The sequence below is a fragment of the Fenollaria timonensis genome, from assembly GCF_001457835.1.
Taxonomy (GTDB): Bacteria; Bacillota; Clostridia; order Tissierellales; family Peptoniphilaceae; genus Fenollaria; species Fenollaria timonensis.
On the sequence record NZ_LN898229.1, the window covers coordinates 453,825 to 475,230 of the forward strand.

General features: G+C 37.7%; 19 protein-coding genes. 17 read left to right on the plus strand and 2 right to left on the minus strand.

Going from position 1 to position 21,406, the window contains the following annotated elements; all coding sequences use genetic code 11:
* Positions 1–343 precede the first annotated feature (343 nt).
* Both BN3004_RS02170 and BN3004_RS02175 read right to left on the minus strand, forming a co-directional pair.
* Positions 344–571, minus strand: a complete 228-nt coding sequence (locus BN3004_RS02170; RefSeq protein ID WP_058259633.1) for a hypothetical protein — start codon at positions 569–571, stop codon at positions 344–346.
* A gap of 569 nt (positions 572–1,140) precedes the next feature.
* On the minus strand, positions 1,141–2,478 hold the full coding sequence (locus BN3004_RS02175) for an ATP-binding protein (RefSeq protein ID WP_058259634.1): 1,338 nt from the start codon (positions 2,476–2,478) through the stop codon (positions 1,141–1,143).
* Between the two features lie 661 nt (positions 2,479–3,139).
* On the opposite strand from BN3004_RS02175, the gene dnaA reads away from it, so the two are divergent.
* From dnaA to BN3004_RS02260, 17 genes are all read left to right on the plus strand, one after another.
* Positions 3,140–4,471 carry a chromosomal replication initiator protein DnaA gene (dnaA, locus tag BN3004_RS02180; protein WP_058259635.1) on the plus strand — a complete coding sequence of 444 codons (1,332 nt, stop codon included), beginning with the start codon at positions 3,140–3,142 and terminating at the stop codon, positions 4,469–4,471.
* A gap of 270 nt (positions 4,472–4,741) precedes the next feature.
* The gene (dnaN, locus tag BN3004_RS02185; protein ID WP_058259636.1) at positions 4,742–5,836 is read left to right on the plus strand and encodes a DNA polymerase III subunit beta; all 1,095 of its coding nucleotides are present in this window, start codon (positions 4,742–4,744) and stop codon (positions 5,834–5,836) included.
* A gap of 39 nt (positions 5,837–5,875) precedes the next feature.
* On the plus strand, positions 5,876–6,079 hold the full coding sequence (locus BN3004_RS02190; RefSeq protein WP_058259637.1) for an RNA-binding S4 domain-containing protein: 204 nt from the start codon (positions 5,876–5,878) through the stop codon (positions 6,077–6,079).
* Positions 6,073–7,173, plus strand: coding sequence for a DNA replication/repair protein RecF (recF, locus tag BN3004_RS02195; protein ID WP_058259638.1), 1,101 nt, complete (start codon positions 6,073–6,075; stop codon positions 7,171–7,173). The genes BN3004_RS02190 and recF overlap by 7 nt, the downstream gene beginning before the upstream one ends.
* The gene (gene gyrB, locus BN3004_RS02200) at positions 7,163–9,070 is read left to right on the plus strand and encodes a DNA topoisomerase (ATP-hydrolyzing) subunit B (protein WP_058259639.1); all 1,908 of its coding nucleotides are present in this window, start codon (positions 7,163–7,165) and stop codon (positions 9,068–9,070) included. The genes recF and gyrB overlap by 11 nt, the downstream gene beginning before the upstream one ends.
* 12 nt (positions 9,071–9,082) lie before the next feature.
* A complete protein-coding gene (gene gyrA, locus BN3004_RS02205; protein WP_058259640.1) occupies positions 9,083–11,521 on the plus strand; it encodes a DNA gyrase subunit A in 2,439 nt (812 codons plus the stop codon).
* 15 nt (positions 11,522–11,536) lie between these two features.
* Positions 11,537–11,851: an STAS domain-containing protein gene (locus BN3004_RS02210; RefSeq protein WP_058259641.1), complete on the plus strand. Its 315-nt coding sequence runs from the start codon at positions 11,537–11,539 to the stop codon at positions 11,849–11,851.
* On the plus strand, positions 11,848–12,183 hold the full coding sequence (locus BN3004_RS02215) for an ATP-binding protein (RefSeq protein WP_058259642.1): 336 nt from the start codon (positions 11,848–11,850) through the stop codon (positions 12,181–12,183). The genes BN3004_RS02210 and BN3004_RS02215 overlap by 4 nt, the downstream gene beginning before the upstream one ends.
* Positions 12,180–12,938 carry a SigB/SigF/SigG family RNA polymerase sigma factor gene (locus BN3004_RS02220; protein ID WP_058259643.1) on the plus strand — a complete coding sequence of 253 codons (759 nt, stop codon included), beginning with the start codon at positions 12,180–12,182 and terminating at the stop codon, positions 12,936–12,938. Before BN3004_RS02215 ends, BN3004_RS02220 begins: the two co-directional genes overlap by 4 nt.
* Entirely contained in the window at positions 12,935–13,918 is a 984-nt protein-coding gene (gene lplA, locus BN3004_RS02225) for a lipoate--protein ligase (protein ID WP_058259644.1), read from the plus strand. Before BN3004_RS02220 ends, lplA begins: the two co-directional genes overlap by 4 nt.
* The gene (gene lipA / locus BN3004_RS02230) at positions 13,919–14,776 is read left to right on the plus strand and encodes a lipoyl synthase (RefSeq protein ID WP_058259645.1); all 858 of its coding nucleotides are present in this window, start codon (positions 13,919–13,921) and stop codon (positions 14,774–14,776) included.
* Positions 14,777–15,093: 317 nt separating this feature from the next.
* Entirely contained in the window at positions 15,094–16,173 is a 1,080-nt protein-coding gene (locus BN3004_RS02235) for an IS30 family transposase (RefSeq protein ID WP_058259272.1), read from the plus strand.
* Between the two features lie 155 nt (positions 16,174–16,328).
* A complete protein-coding gene (locus BN3004_RS02240; protein ID WP_058259646.1) occupies positions 16,329–18,002 on the plus strand; it encodes an ABC transporter substrate-binding protein in 1,674 nt (557 codons plus the stop codon).
* A gap of 54 nt (positions 18,003–18,056) precedes the next feature.
* Complete coding sequence (locus BN3004_RS02245) at positions 18,057–18,974, plus strand: ABC transporter permease (RefSeq protein WP_058259647.1); 918 nt, start codon at positions 18,057–18,059, stop codon at positions 18,972–18,974.
* Positions 18,967–19,776, plus strand: a complete 810-nt coding sequence (locus tag BN3004_RS02250; protein WP_058259648.1) for an ABC transporter permease — start codon at positions 18,967–18,969, stop codon at positions 19,774–19,776. The genes BN3004_RS02245 and BN3004_RS02250 overlap by 8 nt, the downstream gene beginning before the upstream one ends.
* Positions 19,760–20,488 carry an ATP-binding cassette domain-containing protein gene (locus BN3004_RS02255; protein ID WP_058259649.1) on the plus strand — a complete coding sequence of 243 codons (729 nt, stop codon included), beginning with the start codon at positions 19,760–19,762 and terminating at the stop codon, positions 20,486–20,488. The genes BN3004_RS02250 and BN3004_RS02255 overlap by 17 nt, the downstream gene beginning before the upstream one ends.
* Positions 20,485–21,141, plus strand: coding sequence for an ATP-binding cassette domain-containing protein (locus BN3004_RS02260; protein ID WP_058259650.1), 657 nt, complete (start codon positions 20,485–20,487; stop codon positions 21,139–21,141). Before BN3004_RS02255 ends, BN3004_RS02260 begins: the two co-directional genes overlap by 4 nt.
* The last annotated feature ends 265 nt before the right edge of the window (positions 21,142–21,406 follow it).

Genomic DNA, 21,406 nt, shown 5'->3' on the forward strand with positions numbered 1-21,406 from the left:
TAATTTGCAAAGAAATTTAGATGATTGAAGAACCTCGCCATTAAATTGGCGAGAACCTTTACGCTACGCTTTTGTACAGAATTTTTTGGAGTGGCCGCAAATTTAATAAAATCGACGTTCACTTCGTTAATTTGCAAAGAAATTTAGATAATTTCGCGTTGTACAGAATTTTTTGGAGTGGCCGCAAATTTAATAAAATCGACGTTCACTTCGTTAATTTGCAAAGAAATTTAGATAATTTCGCGTTGTACAGAATTTTTTGGAGTGAGGTGTGCTAAACGCACTCCGCAGCGACAAAATAATTCGAAACTAGCGAAAGGGCTAAATTTAATGCGAATTAACATTAATCTCTTTTTTGAGATACTTTGTAAATGGCGTCGAAAACTTGACTCATAGTGAATATACTCATAAGTAGAGCAGCGCCTCTGCAGATGATTAAAGCGTCTGGATAAGTTTCAACACCAGGGATTTTAAAAGCAGCCGGCTTCAAATATAAGAAAAAGAAAGTCCCAGCCACGATGATCTTTAGTATAAAGTAATCCAAAAACGTCATCTTCTTCTTGTTGTTCATGATAAACCTCCTTTGATTATAACTTTATTATAACATAGCAGGGGACGTGGTGCAAGATGATTTTAGTTGGGATTATGGTTGGGCGCTTTTAGTTAATTCGCTTAAATTAAAAATTCCAGACAGCGTCTGGAAAATTACTTATAGTTTTGATTTTAATAACGAAAAGTGATTATAATTGCGATGGATAACGAAAAGTGTTTTCATAGCTCACTGCGTCTACGAAAACTGATAATTTCTAAGCTTGTTCACCTGTGGTCTCATATTCGTTCGCTTCGCTCAGCTAGATGAGCCCACGGGCGGCTCACTTCGCTAAGAAATTAAAACAGTTTTCTCCGAAGGCTTCGCTCTGTAAAAGCACTTTTCTTTCATTTGATAGTTAAAACAAAATATTGATCTTAATCTAAAATTTAATTAATAAAAATCACTTTTCTTAATTTGATCGAAAAATTTATTTTGCTATGATTATTTTTTCATCTTAAGCGGAAATTATTTTAAGGTAAATCTGTTTTACAAAACGCGTCATATAATAATTCGAAACTAGCGAAAGGGCTTGATTCAATGCAAATTTTTTATATTTCATCCAAAAACTGTGTATAATACACCGGCAAATACACTATATCTCTCTCTTTAAGATAATCTTTTGTGTATATAACAAAGCTCTTTCCTATTCTTGACCTATATTTGTCGATAAATACATCCAAGGATTTATGCGCCTTGTAGCCAGATGACTTCACTTCTATAGGGTAGATTTTATTGCCACTTGATATAAGAAAGTCAAGTTCATACGATTTTTTAATATCTTCGTCGTAGCAAGTGTTGAAGTAAAGGTCGTATCCTAAGGCTCTAAGCGCTGTTGCCACAGCATTTTTGTAGAGCATGCCAAGATTTAGCTCTGATTTATTAGATAGCAATTTTTTATAAATTTCATTCTTTGTAAATGGCTTATCCATAAACATTAGCGTAACAAAGAGGCCAGTATCAGACAAATAAAGCTTGAACTTGTTTATATCTTTAGTCAAGGCAAGCGAGGCGCTTGGATCATTGCAATTGTATGATGCTAAAACTGTTTTCGATTCGACAAGCTCCCTGATCTCGTCTTGAACCGTGCTTGGTCTTTCATATTTCAAAACTGATGAAATTTTGTATGAGCTTGTGTGCCTTGACAATTCTGAAGGGATGTTTCTATATAGATCAGATGTAAAGCCCCTCATATCAAGTTTGTAAAAATCGTCTAGGTACAAAGTAATTATATTTCTCTTCACCATATCAACTTCTTCAAGATTATTGCTTTCAATGTATTTAGCTACTGCTTGAGGCATGCCGCCAACAAGCATATAAAGCCTAAATTTTAAAAGCATCTTGCGGCTTGCAGCTTCACCTAGACTAGTGCCATTCAAAAAGCACTCCCTTAAAATATCGTTGCTAGCCGTATCGCCCGTAGCCCAAAGAAATTCTTCAAAATCCATAGGATACATGCTTAATTTTTCTTCCTCACTCGGTATTAGGATGTTCTCAACATTCTTCCTGATTGATATAAGCGAACCCGTCTCGATGTAATCGTACTTACCGTCTTCAACCAATAGCTTAATAGCTTGTCTAGCCTTTGGACAAAACTGAACCTCGTCAAATATAATTAACGATTTTCTCTCAATAAGCTTAGTATTGAACAATAGTTGGAGCTGCATGAATAGATAATCAGTACTACTTAAGTCATCAAATAAATCTTTCAAGTCTTTTCCAGCTCGTGAAAAATCTATAAGGATATAGCTTTCATATTCATTCTTTGCAAATTCTTCCACTATAGTTGATTTTCCGATACGTCTTGCACCCTCGATAAGTAGAGCAGTACTGCCTTTGGACCTTCTTTTCCACTCAAGCATCTTAGCATAAATTTTTCTTTTAAACATAGTCTCACCTCAAACCCGCCAATTGTTTTTGGCACTTTTACCACAAACCCGACAATTCTTTTTCGTACTTTTTCTGCAAACCCGCCAATTGTTTTTCTTAATTATACCACAAACCCGACAATTGTTCAAGAAATTTTACTGGGATTATGGTGGGGCGGGGATTATGGAGGGATCAGATTAGTCGATTTTCTCAAATCGTTTTAAGCGCGAATCAATTTTAGTAATTTTCGTTTTGCATTTAGATTGATTTTTTTACTTATTATATGACGGGCATATGGTCTATGCCGCGCACTTATAGTCCGCCGCGCGAACAGTATATGACGAGCATTTGATAAAACAGATTCACTTTCAAAAGTAAAATAGCTATACATAGTAAAATTTATTATCGTAGCAAAACCATTAACAAGATATCAACAGAAATAAAAAATAAATGTTGATAATTTTTTTATTTGTTGATATAATATAAAAGACATAGAAAATAGCGAAGATATTATCCTAGTATTTGTTAATAAGCTGTGGATATCCTGTGGAAATGTGGATAAATCTATCGACTTATCCACAGAAAAGAGCTATTATTCTATGCACAATGCGATTCTAGTAAATATACATATATAGACAGATGCCTGTGGATAAACTATCCACATAGGACGGAGGTAAAATTATGAACAACGCAAAGTCTCTATTTGCATCGTGTGTGGAGGCGCTTAAGGAAGACATTCCTATCAATAATATCGACTTGTGGATCAGTGTTTTAGAGCCGGTCGGCTTGGAGGATGGTGTTTTGGTACTTTTGGCTCCAAATATATTCATAAAGAGTATAGTTGAGTTCAATTACAAGGACACTATCAAGAAAAAACTTGTGTCGATGGACGAGGATGTCCATGATGTCAAGGTTTTGGACCCTTCTCAAGGCTACGATTACAAGCAAAGTGTTGAGGAGACGTCGAAAAAAACTGGGGATATAATTCCGAATTTGAATCCATATTTCACGTTTAACAGGTTTATTCCGGGGGATGCGAACCTTTATGTTTTTGAGAATTCGAAGAGAATAGCGGAAAATCCTGGACTTTTATACAATCCATTCTTCCTTTTTGGTAAGACTGGTCTTGGAAAGACGCATTTGATTAATGCGATAGGCAATAAGATGCTAAAGGATCACAAGGATTTTAGGCTTTTATATATCACGAGTGAGGACTTCACAAATGAGCTTATTAGCTGCTTACAGAACAGAACGATGCGCGAATTTAAGGAGAAGTATCGCTCTTTGGACTGCTTGATTATTGACGATATTCAGTTTTTGTCGTACAAAGATCAAACGCAAGAGGAGTTTTTCCACACTTTTAACGCGCTTTACTCTATGAACAAGCAGATAATTATAGCGTCTGATAGGTCACCTAGTGACATTAAAAATATTCAAGACAGGATTATTAGCCGTTTTGAAAGTGGCTTAACTATTGAGGTTAAGCAGCCGCCTTTGGAAACGCGTATTGCCATCTTAAAGGCGAAGGCGGATGAAGAGAACTTGGATGTCTCTGATGATGTGCTTGAGTACATCGCGAAACGTGCTAAGCAAAATATTCGTCAGCTTGAGGGGGCTCTTATGGGTGTCAAAGCTGCTTCGGAGCAAGAAGATGGTACAAAGCTTGAAATTACTGTACCTTTGGCGAAGAGCGCGCTTGATTTTATGAGTCAAAGTGAGGAAAAGGAGATCACTATCGACTCGATTAAGGAAGCGGTTGCGAAGTATTTTAATATTTCGATTGAGGATATAAATTCGAAGAGGAAACACTCTGATATAGCAATTCCAAGGCAAATAGCGATGTATTTCGCGCGCGTTAATACTGATTTATCCTACCCTAAGATTGGGGAAGCTTTTGGTGGACGCGATCACTCTACTGTGATATATGCCTACGAAAAGATTTTGAAGGAAAAGAAGACTAAGGCGAATATTAGGGACGCAGTTGAGGCTTTGGAAAAGATCATCTGTGGATAAGTCCTCTTTACTGAACATTTAATTCAGAAGACCTGTGGATAAATATTGATGATAAATATGGATTTGATAAACTAATCCACAATTATACAGGACCTACTACTATTACTCTTTATTAAGATTATTATAGGGGAAATATAGTTCTAGTAAAAAAGATATTCAAGAAAAAACATATAGATTTATAAATAGTAGAGTGGCAAAACTATTATTCTAGTAAAAAAAATAATAGAGTATATATTTATATAAGGAAGAAATAAGAGGTGAAATAATAATATGAAGTTCGTTATTGATAGGGATCAATTTTTAAAACATATTACAATCGCTCAAAGGGCTATCTCTCAAAGAAGTCCTCTAGAAATTCTTGAAGCGATTAAGATAACTGCAGCAAATAACAGAATTAGGCTCGTTTCGACTGACACTGAATTAACTATCATCAGTGAATGTGAATGCACTGTAGTCGAAGAGGGCACTTGCTGCTTCTCAAACAAACTTCTTTCTGATATAGTTAGAAAGGTGCCATCTGGCGAGATCAGCTTTACATCAAACGGCGATGACGTTGAGATCAAGGCGAAGTTCTCGAAATTCAATCTAAAGAGCATGCCGCACGACGATTATCCAGAGATTGACACGCACTACAGCTTGGATAAGTCTGTGAAATTAACTATGAAAGAGCTTAATAAGATTATCAAGAAAACACTATTCTCAACTAGCCAAGATCAAGCGAGACCAACGCTTTGCGGCGTTTACTTCAAGTTTGAAGATGGCCTTTTAAGCGCGGCAAGTCTTGACGGCTACAGAATTAGCTCTTTAAAGTTCAAGGCGGCAGTTGAGGAGAATAGCTCATTTATAGTGCCTTACAGAACTTTAGCTGAAATACAAAAGATGCTTGACGACACAGACGATATCGTGGAAATATCTTATGCAAGGGACAAGGCTGTCTTTAAAATAGACAGTGCACTTCTATATACAAGGTTAATAGAAGGCGACTTCTTTAACTACGAAGAGGTCTTTGCAAGCGAGGACTACACTACTGTTGAGATAAATAGGATGGATCTAGTGAATGCCATCGAAAGAGTTTCCTTAATAGGTTTTGAAGACAGAATAAGTCTTATTGTCATGGACTTTAAGGACAATAACCTAAATATTGCCGCGTCAAACGAGCTTGGCAATGCGACTGACGACATCATGGTAGAAAAAACTGGTGACGACATCAAGATCGGCTTCAACGGCCGCTACGTTCTTGAAGGTCTCAAGGCCATGAGCGCGGATAAGCTTACACTAAAGCTTTCTGAAAGCATCAGACCGATGAAGATTTACGAGGGCGAGGAATATCGCTACCTTGTTTTACCTGTAAAAATGCAAGCATAAGTGAGTATATATAATAATAGTAGAGATTAGGTGAGAATTATGAAGTTTAAGCTAGAAGACGAATACATTCAGCTGCAAAATGTTTTAAAAGTTTGCGCGATTGTTGATAGCGGTGCCATGGCTAAAAACATCATTCAAGATGGCTTAGTCAAGGTCAATGGCGAGGTAGAGACTCGCAGGGGCAAAAAGATTAGGCAAGGCGACGTGGTCACTGTATTTGACGAAAGTATCGAGATATGTTAAAGAGTTTAAAGCTTGTAAATTACAGAAGCTTCTCAAAGTTATATTTGAAGTTTCATCCAAAAAAGAACATAATTTTGGCGAACAATGCCAAGGGCAAATCGAATGTGATTGAATCGATATATATGCTCAGCTTTTTGAAGAGCTTTAGAACTGAGCGAAATGCGGAGCTGATCAAGTTTGGCAATGCATCTGCCTATGCCTCTTTCGAGTACCTTTACAAGGATATTTTAAATCGTGTTGAGATCACGATTGAGCCCAAGGGCAAGCTCGTCAAGCAAAATGACAAGATGATCAAGAATGCCAAGGAGTACAATCAACGCTTTGAGGCGGTTCTCTTTGAGCCCTTCGACTTAAACATCTTAAAAGGCGCTCCAGGACATAGGCGTAAGTACATTGACAGCATATTAACAAGGCTGTCGCCGTCGTATCGAGACGAACTACTTAGCTACAATAAAGTGCTTATGAACAGAAATAAGGCTTTAAAAATGTACAAGGATAAAAATTCTTTAAAGGCAGTACTAAAGTCCTACGATACACAGCTCATCACGCTTGGCGCGGCTCTCGTAGAGAAGAGAAAAACATTTACGGAGAACTTTAACGCCATTTGCAAGGCCATACATATGGACTTAAGCGGCGGAGACGAATTACTGATCGAGTACAAGACTAACATTGACATAGATAATGATATAAAAATGGCTTATGAAAATGCTTTTAATGCCAATCTTGACAAGGATATTGAGAGAAAGACGACTGCGCTTGGCCCTCATAGAGATGATTATCCCATAAGCATAGGGGGCAATGAGGCGAGGAAATTCGCTTCGCAAGGCCAATTAAGAACTGTGATGCTCGCTATGAAGATAGCTGAACTTAAGATGATTAGAAGCTTTAATAAGGATGTGACGCTTTTACTTGACGATGTTTTTTCAGAGCTTGACAAAAAAAGAAAGAAATACCTTCTTGATGCGGTTGGTGATATGCAAGTAATATTCACGCTTCAAGACATGGATGATATAAAAGATTTAATTGACGATGATTATTTACTTATAAAGTTAGAAACGAATGAAATGATTTACGGAGGAAGAAATGGAAGATAAAAATTATAATGCGGGTAGTATTCAGGTCCTTGAGGGACTAGAACCCGTTAGAAAAAGACCGGGTATGTACATCGGCTCAACTGGCACAAAGGGTCTACACCACTGCGTTATGGAGGTTATGGACAACTCCATCGACGAAGTTTTGGCCGGCAGAGCAGATACGATAAATGTGAGGATTTACAAAGACGGAAGCATCTCTGTTGAGGACAACGGCTCGGGTATACCGGTTGAAGTGCATCCTAAGACTGGCAAATCGACTTTGGAGACAGTTCTTACTGTTTTGCATGCGGGCGGTAAGTTCAATAACGACGCATACAAGGTATCAGGCGGTCTTCACGGTGTTGGTGTTTCATGCGTTAACGCTCTTAGCGAATGGCTGATAGCGACTGTTAAGAGAGGCGGTCACATATATGAACAGCACTTTGCTAGAGGCAAGGCGCAAGGCGACATCGAGGTAGTTGGCGATACTAAAGAATCGGGTACTACAATACAATTTATGCCGGATGAGGAAATTTTCGACACGACTGAATTTTCAAAAGAAGTCCTTGTTAATAAGTTTAGAGAAACTGCCTTCCTTAATAAAGGCGTTCGCATAACTCTAATTGATGAAAGAGAAGAAGATCCATCTGAGGAAGTTTTTCACTACGAAGGCGGGATCAAGAGCTTTGTTGAGTACATCAACCGTAGCAAAAACGCCATCACAAACGATATCATCTACTTCGACAAGTCCATGGACGACTGCGAGCTAGAGATTGCAATGCAATATACTGACGGTTATTCGGAAAACGTTTTAACCTTCGCAAATAACATACACACAACAGAAGGCGGCTACCATTTGACTGGTTTTAGAAACGCTTTAACAAGGGCGCTTAATGATTATGGTAGGAAAGCCAATATTATAAAGGAAAAGGAAGAAAATCTTTCTGGCGATGACGCGAGAGAGGGTCTAACAGCCATTGTCTCGGTTAAGCTTAAGGAGCCACAATTTGAGGGACAAACTAAGTCAAAGCTTGGTAATAGCGAGGTTCAAGGCATAGTGAACACAGCCTGCTACCAAGAGCTTAATGACTACTTCGAACTTCATCCGCAAGAAGGAAAGAAGATTATAGAAAAGGCGATATCGGCGCAAAGGGCGCGTGAAGCTGCGAGAAAGGCGCGTGACCTATCCAGAGGCAAAAGAAGTGTCTTGGATAACACAACTTTACCGGGCAAATTGGCGGACTGCCAATCGAACGACAATACTGAGACAGAGATCTTCATAGTCGAAGGGGACTCAGCCGGCGGATCTGCAAAGCAAGGCAGGGACAGAAAGTTCCAAGCAATTCTGCCTCTAAGAGGTAAGATACTTAACGTAGAAAAGGCGAGACTTGACAAAATACTTGCTTATGAAGAGATAAAGGCGATGATCACTGCTTTTGGTACAGGTATCGACACAGAATTTAACATAGAAAAGCTTAGATATGGTAAGATCATCATCATGACCGATGCCGACGTCGACGGCGCTCACATCAGAACGCTTCTATTAACATTCTTCTTTAGACATATGAGAGAGCTTGTTGATGGCGGCCACATCTACATCGCACAGCCACCACTATACATGGTTAGCAAAAATAGAAAAGAGTACTACGTTTACGACGATGACGAGCTTGAAGACTTACTTAAAGAGATAGGCAGAGACAACTACACTATTCAGCGTTACAAAGGTCTTGGTGAAATGAACCCTGAACAGCTTTGGGAGACTACCATGGACCCAGAACACAGAATTTTACTAAGAGTCAATGTTGATGACGCTGTTAACGCCGACGAGATATTCTCCATGCTAATGGGTGACAAGGTCGAACCGAGAAGAGAATTTATTGAAAAGAACGCAAAATACGCGTCGAACTTAGATATATAATGAGGTAATAAGATGACAGATGAAGTAATTTTAAAAGATAAACAATTTAAGGATGTCAATGTCGAGCACGAGATGAAGAATAGCTACTTGAGCTACGCTATGAGCGTTATCGTTTCAAGAGCGCTTCCTGACGTAAGAGACGGACTAAAACCGGTTCACAGAAGGATACTTTACTCGATGAACGAACTAGGCATCACACCGCAAGGTCAGTACAGAAAGTCCGCCAGAGTAGTCGGCGACGTGCTTGGTAAGTACCACCCACACGGTGACTCGGCCGTTTACGACGCTATGGTTAGACTTGCGCAAGACTTTAACACAAGATATTTACTAGTTGATGGCCACGGTAACTTCGGAAGCGTCGATGGCGATGGCGCTGCTGCGATGCGTTACACTGAAGTAAAGATGACAAAGATCGCCATGGAGATGCTTCGTGACATTAACAAAGACACAGTAGATTACATGCTAAACTTCGACGAGACAACGAAGGAGCCAGTTGTGCTTCCATCACGTTTCCCGAATTTACTTGTTAATGGTTCAGCAGGTATCGCAGTTGGTATGGCGACAAACATGGCGCCACACAATCTAAAGGAAGTTATCGACGCTTGCGTTGCCTACATCGATGACAAGGACATAGATGTCGAAGGACTTATGAAGTACATCAAGGGACCAGACTTTCCTACAGGCGCCTTGATTATGGGTAAAGACGGCATCAAAGAAGCCTACAGCACAGGCAGGGGCCGCATCGTACAAAGAGCACTATGTGAAATAGAAGAGAAAAAGGGCAGAGAAAAGATAGTTATCAGAGAGCTGCCATACCAAGTAAATAAGGCAAAACTTATACAAAAGATAGCCGAACTCGTTAGAGATAAGAAGATTGAAGGCATATCAGACATCAGAGACGAGTCCGATAGAGATGGCTTAAGAGTAGTTATAGACATAAAGCGTGATCAAAGCGCCAACATTGTCCTAAACAATTTATATAAGCAAACTCAAATGCAAAACACTTTTGGTATAATCAACCTAGCCCTTGTAAATGGCGAGCCAAAGGTACTTACGCTAAAAGAGTTAATTGAATACTACATTATGCATCAATATGAGATAATAACTAGAAGAACACGTTATGATCTTGCAAAAGCAGAGGCTAGAGCGCATATAGTCGAAGGACTTCGTATTGCACTTGACCATATCGATGAGATAATCAAGGTAATCAGAGGCTCAAAAGACGACAAGGCTGCTGCTAATGAGCTGATGACTAGATTTAAGCTAAGTGAAATTCAAGCAAGTGCCATCTTGGAGATGAGACTTAAGAGATTAACAGGACTTGAAAGAGACAAGCTTGAAGAAGAATACCTTGAACTGATAAAATTAATAAATCAATATAAGGAAATACTTGGCTCAGAAAGACTGATCTATGGCATAATCAAAGATGAGCTTATAGAGATCAGAGACAAGTACCAAGACTTAAGAAGAACAAGAATCATGCCAGACCCAGGCGAGATCGATACCATAGACATGATAGAGGACGAAGACGTTGTAATCACTCTAACACACTTTGGTTACATCAAACGTATGCCAGAAGGCGCATACAAGATGCAAAAGAGAGGCGGCAAGGGCGTTCAAGGCATGCAAAGACGTGACGAGGACTTCGTTGAGGACATCTACGTAGTATCGACTCACGACGATTTACTATTCTTCACAGACAAGGGCAGGGTCTACGCCATCAAAGCCTACGAAATACCAGAAAGTTCGCGTCAAGCGAGGGGACTTGCCATAGTAAACCTAGTTCAGCTTGAAAAAGACGAGAAGATCTCAGCCATCATCCCAATAAAGAGAGATGAAGAAGGTGGCTATTTATCAATGCTTACAGAGCAAGGTATATACAAGAGAACTAGCCTTGACGAGTTTAAAAACATCAAGAAGAGAGGCCTTAAGGCGATAAATCTTAAGGACGACGACAAGGTTATAGGCGTCAGAAGAACTGCCGGAGACGAGAAGATTGCCTGCGTTACTAAGATGGGTAAGATACTGATCTTCGACGAAAAAACTACTAGAGCCATGTCAAGGACAGCGATGGGCGTTATTGCGATGAAGCTAAATAAGGACGACTGCATAGTCTCAATCGAAGTCGCTGACAAGAAGACAAGCCTTTTGATGATCACTGAGCATGGTTATGGCAAGAAGACAGCCTTTGATGAATTTAAGGTACAAGCAAGAAACGGCAAGGGCATGATTTGCTACAAAGTCACAGAAAAGACAGGACCGATAGTCGTTGCAAAAGCTGTAGAAGAGGAAGATGAGATCATGATCATCTCACTTAAAGGCGTTATAATCAGAATAGACAGTGACAGTATAAATGAATTAGGAAGAAACACACAAGGAGTTATACTTATGAAGCAAGCCGACGATAAAGTTGCCAGCGCATCAAAGTTTGTCTCCTCAGTTGAAGAATAAATATAGGAGGGCCATATGTTTGATTTAAACTTAATCGACCAAGGGGATCACTACCTTATCGAGCTGATAGGGGACCTCGACATTTACAATAACAAAAAATTCAAAGAAAAGCTAGCCGACATCTACGAAGAGCTTGATAAGGACCTAGTCGTAGATTGCTCGCGTCTTGAATACATTGACTCTACAGGCCTTGGTAGCTTTATAAGTCTACTAAAATTGACAAGAGACGAAGAAAAAGAGATCACAGTAAAAAATTTAAAGAAGAACATCAAGAAAGTCTTCAAAATTACTGATTTAGATAAATTATTTAACCTAGGAGACGACGAATGATATTTACACTTGATATTGAAAATAAGGAGAATTACCTTTCAATCTTCAGACTCATGGTCAGCAAGGTCATGGCAGAGGAAAATTACAAGTTTGACGATATAGAAGACACAAAAGTCGCCGTTGGAGAGATGGCTTTGGTGGCTCATGCCATTAACAAAGACAGAGTCAAAATGGATATCAAATTCAAAGAAAAGTCGATGATCATCACCATCTACCTAGATAAATATCCCGAGGGCGATGACTTCGAGATGAACCTAGACATCATCAATGCACTTTCCGAAGCAATGCTCGTTCAAGACGATAGGATTGAAATCATAAGGAAGAGACCATGACAAAGGCGAAGAAGAAGGACGACGTACAAAAGCTTTTTGAAGAGTACAGAAAAACTGGCGACCAAGCGCTTAGAGATGAGCTAATCGAGAGGAACCTCTACATTGCCGAGATACTTGCGAAGAAATTCGTCGGCAAGGGCATCGATTACGACGACATCTTTCAGATAGCGTCACTGGGCCTGATACTGGCAGTTGAAAGATACGAGCCAGAGCGCGGGTTTAAGTTCTCTAGCTTTGCTACGCCTACTATCTTGGGCGAGATCAAGCGTTACTTCAGAGACAAAGGCTGGACAATCAAGGTGCCGCGCCGCGTTCAAGAGAACACGAAGAAGGTCAAAGACGCCTACCACCACTTAAGCATGGTCAATGGCGAAGTGCCCACAGTTAAGGAGATAGCGGAGTACCTAGGCATCGAGACGGACGAGGTTTTGCTTGCGATGGACGCGGGCAAAGTTTATACGCCTCAGTCAATAGACTTTGAGATAGGAACTGATGATAAGAAGACCGCACTCGCTGACATCATAGGTGATGACGACCAAAGCTTTAAGGACTTTGAAGATAGAGAGCAGCTCGATAGCTGGATGAAAAACCTTTCAAACACCGAAAAGGAAATAGTGAGAAAGAGATTCTTCGAGCAAAAAACACAGCTAGAGATAGCGAAAGAGATGGGTCTATCGCAGATGAGCGTTTCGCGTATAGAGAAAAAAGCGATTAAAGAGATCAAAAAGCATGCGAAAAGGGAGGACTTTTATTGATATTTGTAGACAACAAATCCCGAGATGGCGCGTATAATCACGCTCTCGAAGAGTACCTGATCAAAAATGTGAAGAGAGAGCTCTTCATGATTTGGCAAAACGAAAACACAGTACTTTTAGGCAGAAACCAAAATCCTTATAAGGAGATCAATATAGATTACATGAACGAAGTCGGCGCAAAGCTTGTAAGAAGGCCATCAGGCGGCGGCTGCATCTACACCGACGCAAACATCGTTCAGTACACAATAATCACGAAGAAGGAAGAAAATTCCTTAAGAAAGTTTACGGAGCCAGTCGTTCGCTATCTTAATGGCAAAGGCGTTAAAGCAGAGTTTACCGGCAGAAACGACATCATCGTGGATGGCAGAAAAATCTCCGGCAACGCTCAGTACAAGGACAGAGAGCTCATGATACACCACGGAAGCATCATTTATCAGGACAGCCCCATCGACATAGGAAGATTGCTTACGCCAGCCAAATTAAAGCTTGCGAAGAAGTCACTTACGAGCGTAAAGAGCCGCATCACAAGCCTTAAGTCCATGATGAATATGGATATACTTGCGTTTATAGAAGAGCTTAAAGACTATATCAAAAACTATTATCATATAGATGAAGAATATATTTTAACGGCAGACGAGCTTGAAAAAATAGAAGAGATAAGGAAAAATAAATACGCAAACGACGAGTGGACCTACGGCCGCTACGGCAAATTCGATAAAGTGCACTCATTTATGAGCGACGCGTGCGTGATGGATATTTACTTGAAGAGCCATGACAATGTGATTGAAGACATCCGCATAGACGGCGACTACTTCGGAGAAAAAGCAAAAGAGGACTTGGAAGGACTATTCAAGGGCGTAAAACTTGAAAAAGATGATTTAATTAGGGCGCTCTCGGGTATTGATATGAGTGAATACATCGAGGGCATCACGAAAGATGAACTTGCAGAAAATATTTTAAAAACGAAATCAGGTGATTAAATGCAAGAGAAAAACTATATTAAAAAGCCAGATTGGCTAAGAATAAAGGTTACAGGGAACAAGAACAACGATGAGATCGAGCACATGCTAAAGGATTTGAAGCTCAACACCGTTTGTAAAGAGGCAAACTGCCCGAACAAGATGGAGTGCTACAAGTCGAGAACAGCGACATTCATGATACTTGGGGAGAATTGTACCCGCAATTGCAGGTACTGTAACGTCACTACGAAGAGGCCAGAAGAGGTCGACCCGCATGAGCCAGAGAATTTGGCAGAAGCGGTCAAGATACTTGGGCTTAAGCACGCAGTTATTACCTCAGTTACAAGAGACGACCTTGCTGACGAGGGAGCCACACAGTTTAGAGACGTAATCAGATGGGTGAGAAAGCTAAATCCAGAGACAACAGTCGAAGTACTAATCCCAGATATGCACGCGAAAAAGGATTTACTTGACATAGTTATGGACGAAAAGCCAGATATACTAAACCACAATATCGAGACCATAGAGAGACTCTTCCCAGAAGTGCGTAAAGAAGGAAGCTTCAAGGACTCTATCGAAGTCATTAAGTACGCCAAAGAGAAGGGACTTAAGACAAAGTCGGGATTTATGGTAGGACTAGGCGAGACAAAAGAAGAAGTTTTGGCCTTGATCAAAGAGCTTTATGAAGCAGGCTGCGATTATATTACAATAGGACAGTATTTGAGACCAAGTTTGAAGCATTACGAAGTCAAGAGATATGTCCACCCAGATGAGTTTAAGGAGTATGAAGAATATGCTTTGAAAATAGGGATAAAGAAGATAAGTGCTGGACCGTTCGTTAGAAGTTCATACCACGCGAGAGAAATGGCAGAAGAATAAGAAAATTTATTCACTTAAATTTTCTTGCGCTTCAAAATGCTTGCGCATTTTAAATCTAAAAAAACAATGGATATAGATTCACTTCTATATCCATTTTCTATGTCAATTGCTTATAATATTTATAATAAATTATATAAAATGTAAGATTTTTATAAGAAAAGAGCCATGTATTGATTATTTTTTATAAAAAGCCATCAACTATAAGAAAAATTAATTTGGAAGATTGTATAATTAACTTAGCCACCAAATAAAAAAATCATGTGTACATATGGTATAGTATTAGTAACAAACAAAAAAACAACTATACGGAGGTACACATGACTCATATAAATTATACCATAGAATTTACAGAACGCAAGAAAAATTCACATCTATCACTACATGAAATGTCATTAATACAGGCATGGAAAATAGATGGACATAGCAACAGAGAGATAGCAAGAAGGCTAAATAGAGCCCCGCAGACAATAAACAACGCAATAAAGAAAGGCACAGTAAAGCAAAAGAGAATAATAAAAAGTAATAACAAAACATATACTTACTACGATGAAAAATACTTTGCCTTAACTAATTATGAGGTATATATAAACAATAGATCTTCTTGCGGAAGAAGACCAAAATATATAGATATAGTCGAATTTCTTAAATGGGCAGACAATAAAATGTTAAAAGATAAATGGTCTCCAGATGTATGTGTTGGATACGCAAAAGCAAATAGACTCTTTCCATCATCAGAAATACCATCAACAAAAAGCCTCTACAACTGGATAAATAAGTCACTAATGAAAACAAAAAATATAGATCTACTAGAAAAAGTAAAGAGAAAAAACAAAAATAGCACAAGAAGAACAAGACAAAACAAGAAAAAGCTTGGCATATCCATAGAAGAAAGACCAGATAAAATACAAACAAGAGAAGAATTCGGCCACTGGGAAATAGATACAGTTATAGGTAAAAAGAAAAAGACAGATCCAGTACTACTTACATTAGTAGAAAGAAAAACAAGATATGAAAAGCTGATAAAAATACATGGAAAAACACCCGATGCAGTAGACATTGGACTTAAATTCTTAAAAGATAATGCGCAGTTAAACAAAGAAATATTTAAAAGTATAACATCAGATAATGGTTCAGAATTTTCAAGCTTATCAGAATTAGCAGAATATGTAGATATATATTTTTGTCATCCATATACATCATGGGAAAGAGGAACTAGTGAATGTCAACATAAATTAATACGAAGATTTATACAAAAAGGCACATCAATAGAAGAAGTATCAAAAGAAAAAATATACAGAATAAACGAGTGGATGAATAATTTGCCAAGAAAAATCTTTAATTACAAAACTGCAAAAGAAGAGTTCATAAAGGAAATAAAACAGCTTAAAAGTATCTAGTTTAATAAAAATAAATACTTTTAAGCTATACTATACATTTAGTCTATATGATGTCTGGGTGGCTAACTTATTGTTGCAATTTATAGAAAAATTAATTTGAATTTCGAAATATTTATGATAAAATATATATGTAAAAAGTATTACGAGGTGAAAATATGAAAAGAAAAAGTTTTATTGCACTACTTATGGTATTATTACTTGTTTTTGTAAGTGCATGTAACAAAACAGACAACAAGGAAGCTGAAAATAAAGCTAATGAGGCTCCTCAAACTGAGTCTGAATCAAAGGAAGAAAAAGCAGAAGTAAGAAGTGAAATTAGATATGCTATCTGGAACACTCCAAGTGGTATATTTATGCCGCTTCTACAAGATGTTCAACAAGACGGATATGTTAACAGTGTTGTTTACAACGGTCTTTTATCTTTAAATAACAAACATGATTTAGAGCCTGCTCTTGCTAAATCTTATGAATTAAGCAAAGACGGTTTAAAATTAAGTTTTGAGCTAAGAGATGACGTTAAATGGCAAGACGGTGAAGCATTTACTGCTGATGATGTTAAATTTACTCTTGAATCTATGGCTCACAAGGACTACACTGGTGAACTTTATTCACTAGTAGAGTCTATCAAGGGCGCTAAGGACTTTCACGAAGGAAAGGCTGACGATATCGAAGGTATTAAGCTTGATGGCAATAAGATTGACATAGAATTTGATCAAATTTATGCACCAGCTCTTAATAATATTGGTACAGCAGCTATAATTCCAAAGCATATTTGGGAAAAAGTTGAAGTGAAAGATTGGGAAAAGCAAACTGATATGCTTAATAACCCTATAGGAACAGGTCCTTTCATGGTTAAAGAGTTTAAAGCAGGTGAATATGTAAAGCTTGACAGATTCGATGATTACTTTGAAGGCACTCCAAAAATGCCAGCTTTTGAGTTTGTAGTTTTAAACCCAGATACAGCTATCGCTGAGATATTAAATGGAGCAGTTGACGTAGCTGAGATATCTTCATTTGATAAGGATGATTTCAAAAAGCTTGAAGAAGCTGGTATAAAGACAGTTCACTACCCAACACCAAATATTCAATACATGGGTATGAACAATAAAAACCCAATGCTTTCCGATGTTAAGATTAGACAAGCAATTGCTTATGGCGTTGACAGAAAAGGTATTGTTGAAAATTTATTAGACGGACACGGTGTAGTTATCAACGCACCTATGGTTCCATCACTACCATCGTACCCACAAGAAGGCCTTACAAATTATGAAAGAGACGTTGACAAGGCAAAGGCTTTAATCGAAGAAGCTGGGTATACTCTTGGCTCAGATGGTATTTATGAAAAAGATGGTCAAAGATTATCATTCTCATTAGTAGTTCCACTAGGTAACAAAAACAGAGAAAAGACAGGACCTATAATTCAATCACAACTTAAAGATATAGGTATAGAAATTAGTATCGAACAAATGGAATTTCCTCAAGTTATGGAAAAAGTTGTTAAAAACCGTGACTACGACACATATCTAATGGCTAACACTCTAGGTTTAGATCCAGATCCAAAGCCAAACTGGTATTCAAACTCAGACTGGAACTTTGTGGGATTTGAAAATGCTGAGTCTGACAAGCTTATAGACGAAGGCTTAAAAGCAAAGGATAACAACGAAAGAATCGAAATTTATCACAATTGGGGTAAGATTCTTAATGAAAACGTACCATGGCTTCCTTTATATGCGCCAGATATAATCAACGCATACAACACAAATTTAAAGAATTACGAACCAAACACATTCTGCGATTTTTATAACGTAGCAAATTGGGACTTAAATTAATAAGTGACTTAGAACTTCAAGCCCAGCTTGAAGTTCTTCTTTTAGGAGTAGATAATGAAGAAATTTTTATTAACAAGAATATTAATAATGCTGAGCACAGTTTTTTTAATTAGCCTCATAGTTTTTATTCTTGTTCAAAAACAGCCAGGCAATCCTTATTATAATTCAATGAAGCCGGGTATGAAAAAGGCAGACATAGAACGCTATCTTAGAGACAAAGGCTACTACGACCCGATTCATATAAAGTATGTAAAGTGGCTTGGGCAAATGGCAAAATTTGACATGGGCTACAGCATACAATATAAAAAGCCAGTCATAGACATAATTAAGGAGAAATTACCAAATACATTAAAGATAACAGTTCCCTCAATGATACTTTCAGTAGTTTTATCAGTAGTCTTGGGTATTTACACAGCATATAAAGAGGGAAGCTTAATAGATAAAATTCTTAACATACTGACCACCATCGGTATATGTATACCTACCTTTATAATCGCCATCATATTTATAAAGTTTTTAGGCTTCGAATGGAAGCTTCTTCCGATATCAGGGTCAAAAGACTACAAAAGCTTCATCATGCCAATCATGACCTTTACCTATATACAGTCATCGTCACTTATTAGGTACTTAAGAGAATTTATAATAAAAGAAAAAGATAAAAACTACATTTTTTATACGCAAACAAAAGGCACAACACTTTACTATGCACTTAAAAAACACGCATTTTTAAACGTACTCATCTCATTTATGACCATAGTTTTGATGCAGCTGCCAACACTTTTTGCAGGAGCAGTTATTACAGAGACCATGTTTGTAATACCTGGTATTGGCAAGCTTAATTATGACGCAGTTACAATGAGAGACTACCCAGTCATTATGGGCATCTTAGTCATTGGAGTAAGCCTTGTAGTTATATCAAACTTTCTAGCAGAACTAATGCAATATTTATATAAGAGAAAACATTATGAGTAAAAAATTAAAATACATCCCAATAACAATACTTTTATTGATCATACTAATGATATTGATTGGACCAATCTTTGTAAAATTTGATCCAAACTATACAGACCTTGCTAGCATAGCGAAAAAACCAAGCGAAATCCACTACTTCGGTACAGACGATCTTGGCAGAGATGTTTTTGCAAGAGTTATATATGGAGGAAGGATAAGTCTTTTTGTAGGCTTAGTTGCAACATCGATACAGATACTAATTTCAAGCATCTTAGGAGTAGCATCAGCATACTACGGAGGAAAAGTAAATGCAATCATACTAAGACTCATAGACAGCTTCCTTTCATTTCCATTCTATATATTAGCAATGTCCTTTGCTGCGTTTATGGGACCATCAATCAAAAATTTAATATTTATAATCATATTCTTTTCTTGGGCATCAAGCGCCAAAATCATACGCTCAAGAGTACTACAGATCAAAAACAAAGACTTTATTAAATATTATCAAATCTCAGGCTTTTCAGATATTTCGATAATAATTAAACACATAGTGCCAAACATATTAGAAACAATACTTGAAAGCTTTACAATCAGCTCAGCAACAGCCATACTCATGGAGGCAACACTTTCATTTTTAGGAGTAGGAGTAGAGTATCCAAACCCAAGCTGGGGCAATATATTGTCGACAACCATGAGCCTTACAACAATCGAAACAAAGTGGTGGATGTGGACATTTGCAGCTATCTTAGTAGTATTAACAGTACTTTCAATACATTTGACAGCAAACGTAATAAAGAGGCATAATAATGATCAGGATAAATAATTTAAATCTAATATACAAAGACAAATATATACTAAAAAATATAAACATGAAGCTAAAAGGCAAAGTAGGCATCATAGGTAGCTCAGGAAGCGGCAAGTCCATGATAACAAAGTCCATACTTAAACTAGTGCCAGAAAAGTTCATAACACAAGGAAGTATAGACTTTATGGGAGAGGACCTAGTTAAAATGAAAGAAAAAGATATAGCCAAAATACGCGGAAAAGACATAGGATACGTGCCACAAGATCCACACACAGCACTAGATCCAGAGATTAAAATATACAAGCAAGTACAAGAGCTGTACAAAATACACAAAGAAAAAGTAAATATGGAAAAATTTGAAAAACTGATAAAAAATTTTGGCTTAGAAAATACAGAAGAAATACTAAATAAATATCCTAGAAAACTTTCGGGAGGACAGCTGCAAAGAATACTAATTGCCATCTCACTATTACTAAACCCCAAACTTATAATCATGGACGAGGCAACAACAGCACTAGACAGCATAAGCCAGTACCAGATAGCACAAATTATTAAATCTATAGACACAGATTATATATTCATCTCACACGATTTAAAACTAGTAAGTAAGATGGTTGACTATATATATGTAATAAATCATGGAGAATTAGCAGAAGAAGGAAAAACAGAAGAAATACTAGAAAGGCCACAAAATGAAAACACAATAAAACTACTAGAGGCACAGCTATGATAAAAGTAGATAATTTAAAAGTAAAATTTAACAAAGACATACTAAAAGGTATTTCATTTAGCGTAGACAAAGGTGAAATGATTGTAATACTTGGAAAATCAGGCTCAGGCAAAACAACATTACTAAACGCTTTGCTGGGAATACTCAAGTATCAAGGCACAATAAAGCTAGACAGTAAAGCACAGATAGTTTTTCAAAATCCACAAGAGTCACTAGATCCAACGATGAGCATAGGAAAACAGTTAGAAGAAGTAAAAAAACACTTTCACAGCAGCGTTGATATAAATCATTTATTAGAAAAATTCAGCCTAGACAAAGAAGTCCTTAATAAAAAAGCAAAAGAGCTCTCCCTAGGACAAGCACAAAGAGTGCAGATAATAAGAGCACTAAGCGCAAACACAGAGATAATACTTTTAGACGAAGGAACAAGCGCACTAGATAATATATCACAAAAAGAAATACTAAAGCATATCGATAAAATCAATAAAGAAGACAAAAAAACCATACTCTTTGTTACACACAACATCACTATAGCGAAATATCTAAAAGCAAGAATCCTTCTAATCGAAGAAGGGGAATTAGTCTACGACGGCAAAGACCTTGGCGCACCAGAGCTTAAAATGTATATAGATGCCATGGTAGATAATTGGTAGAAAATATAGTAAAATAAATATGTAAAAAAAGAAAATTTATTCACATAAATTTTCTTGCGCTTCAAAATGCTTGCGCATTTTAAATCTAAATGGATATAGATTCACTTCTATATCCATTTTTGTATGTCTATCGCGCGGTGTATGTCAAACGCCCGCCATATGTCAAACGCTCGTCACATGTTTAGCAAAATCAATTACTTAAACGCGCGGCAGTATATAAGCGCTCGGTGTATATCAATCGCGCGGCATATGATGAGCAAGTTTT

Excerpts from the sequence above, each read along its gene's own strand:
- BN3004_RS02170 (WP_058259633.1), bottom strand. The coding sequence starts at position 571 with ATGAACAACAAGAAGAAGATGACGTTTTTGGATTACTTTATACTAAAG.
- BN3004_RS02175 (WP_058259634.1), bottom strand. The coding sequence starts at position 2,478 with ATGTTTAAAAGAAAAATTTATGCTAAGATGCTTGAGTGGAAAAGAAGG.
- dnaA (WP_058259635.1), top strand. The coding sequence starts at position 3,140 with ATGAACAACGCAAAGTCTCTATTTGCATCGTGTGTGGAGGCGCTTAAG.
- dnaN (WP_058259636.1), top strand. The coding sequence starts at position 4,742 with ATGAAGTTCGTTATTGATAGGGATCAATTTTTAAAACATATTACAATC.
- BN3004_RS02190 (WP_058259637.1), top strand. The coding sequence starts at position 5,876 with ATGAAGTTTAAGCTAGAAGACGAATACATTCAGCTGCAAAATGTTTTA.
- recF (WP_058259638.1), top strand. The coding sequence starts at position 6,073 with ATGTTAAAGAGTTTAAAGCTTGTAAATTACAGAAGCTTCTCAAAGTTA.
- gyrB (WP_058259639.1), top strand. The coding sequence starts at position 7,163 with ATGGAAGATAAAAATTATAATGCGGGTAGTATTCAGGTCCTTGAGGGA.
- gyrA (WP_058259640.1), top strand. The coding sequence starts at position 9,083 with ATGACAGATGAAGTAATTTTAAAAGATAAACAATTTAAGGATGTCAAT.
- BN3004_RS02210 (WP_058259641.1), top strand. The coding sequence starts at position 11,537 with ATGTTTGATTTAAACTTAATCGACCAAGGGGATCACTACCTTATCGAG.
- BN3004_RS02215 (WP_058259642.1), top strand. The coding sequence starts at position 11,848 with ATGATATTTACACTTGATATTGAAAATAAGGAGAATTACCTTTCAATC.
- BN3004_RS02220 (WP_058259643.1), top strand. The coding sequence starts at position 12,180 with ATGACAAAGGCGAAGAAGAAGGACGACGTACAAAAGCTTTTTGAAGAG.
- lipA (WP_058259645.1), top strand. The coding sequence starts at position 13,919 with ATGCAAGAGAAAAACTATATTAAAAAGCCAGATTGGCTAAGAATAAAG.
- BN3004_RS02235 (WP_058259272.1), top strand. The coding sequence starts at position 15,094 with ATGACTCATATAAATTATACCATAGAATTTACAGAACGCAAGAAAAAT.
- BN3004_RS02240 (WP_058259646.1), top strand. The coding sequence starts at position 16,329 with ATGAAAAGAAAAAGTTTTATTGCACTACTTATGGTATTATTACTTGTT.
- BN3004_RS02245 (WP_058259647.1), top strand. The coding sequence starts at position 18,057 with ATGAAGAAATTTTTATTAACAAGAATATTAATAATGCTGAGCACAGTT.
- BN3004_RS02250 (WP_058259648.1), top strand. The coding sequence starts at position 18,967 with ATGAGTAAAAAATTAAAATACATCCCAATAACAATACTTTTATTGATC.
- BN3004_RS02255 (WP_058259649.1), top strand. The coding sequence starts at position 19,760 with ATGATCAGGATAAATAATTTAAATCTAATATACAAAGACAAATATATA.
- BN3004_RS02260 (WP_058259650.1), top strand. The coding sequence starts at position 20,485 with ATGATAAAAGTAGATAATTTAAAAGTAAAATTTAACAAAGACATACTA.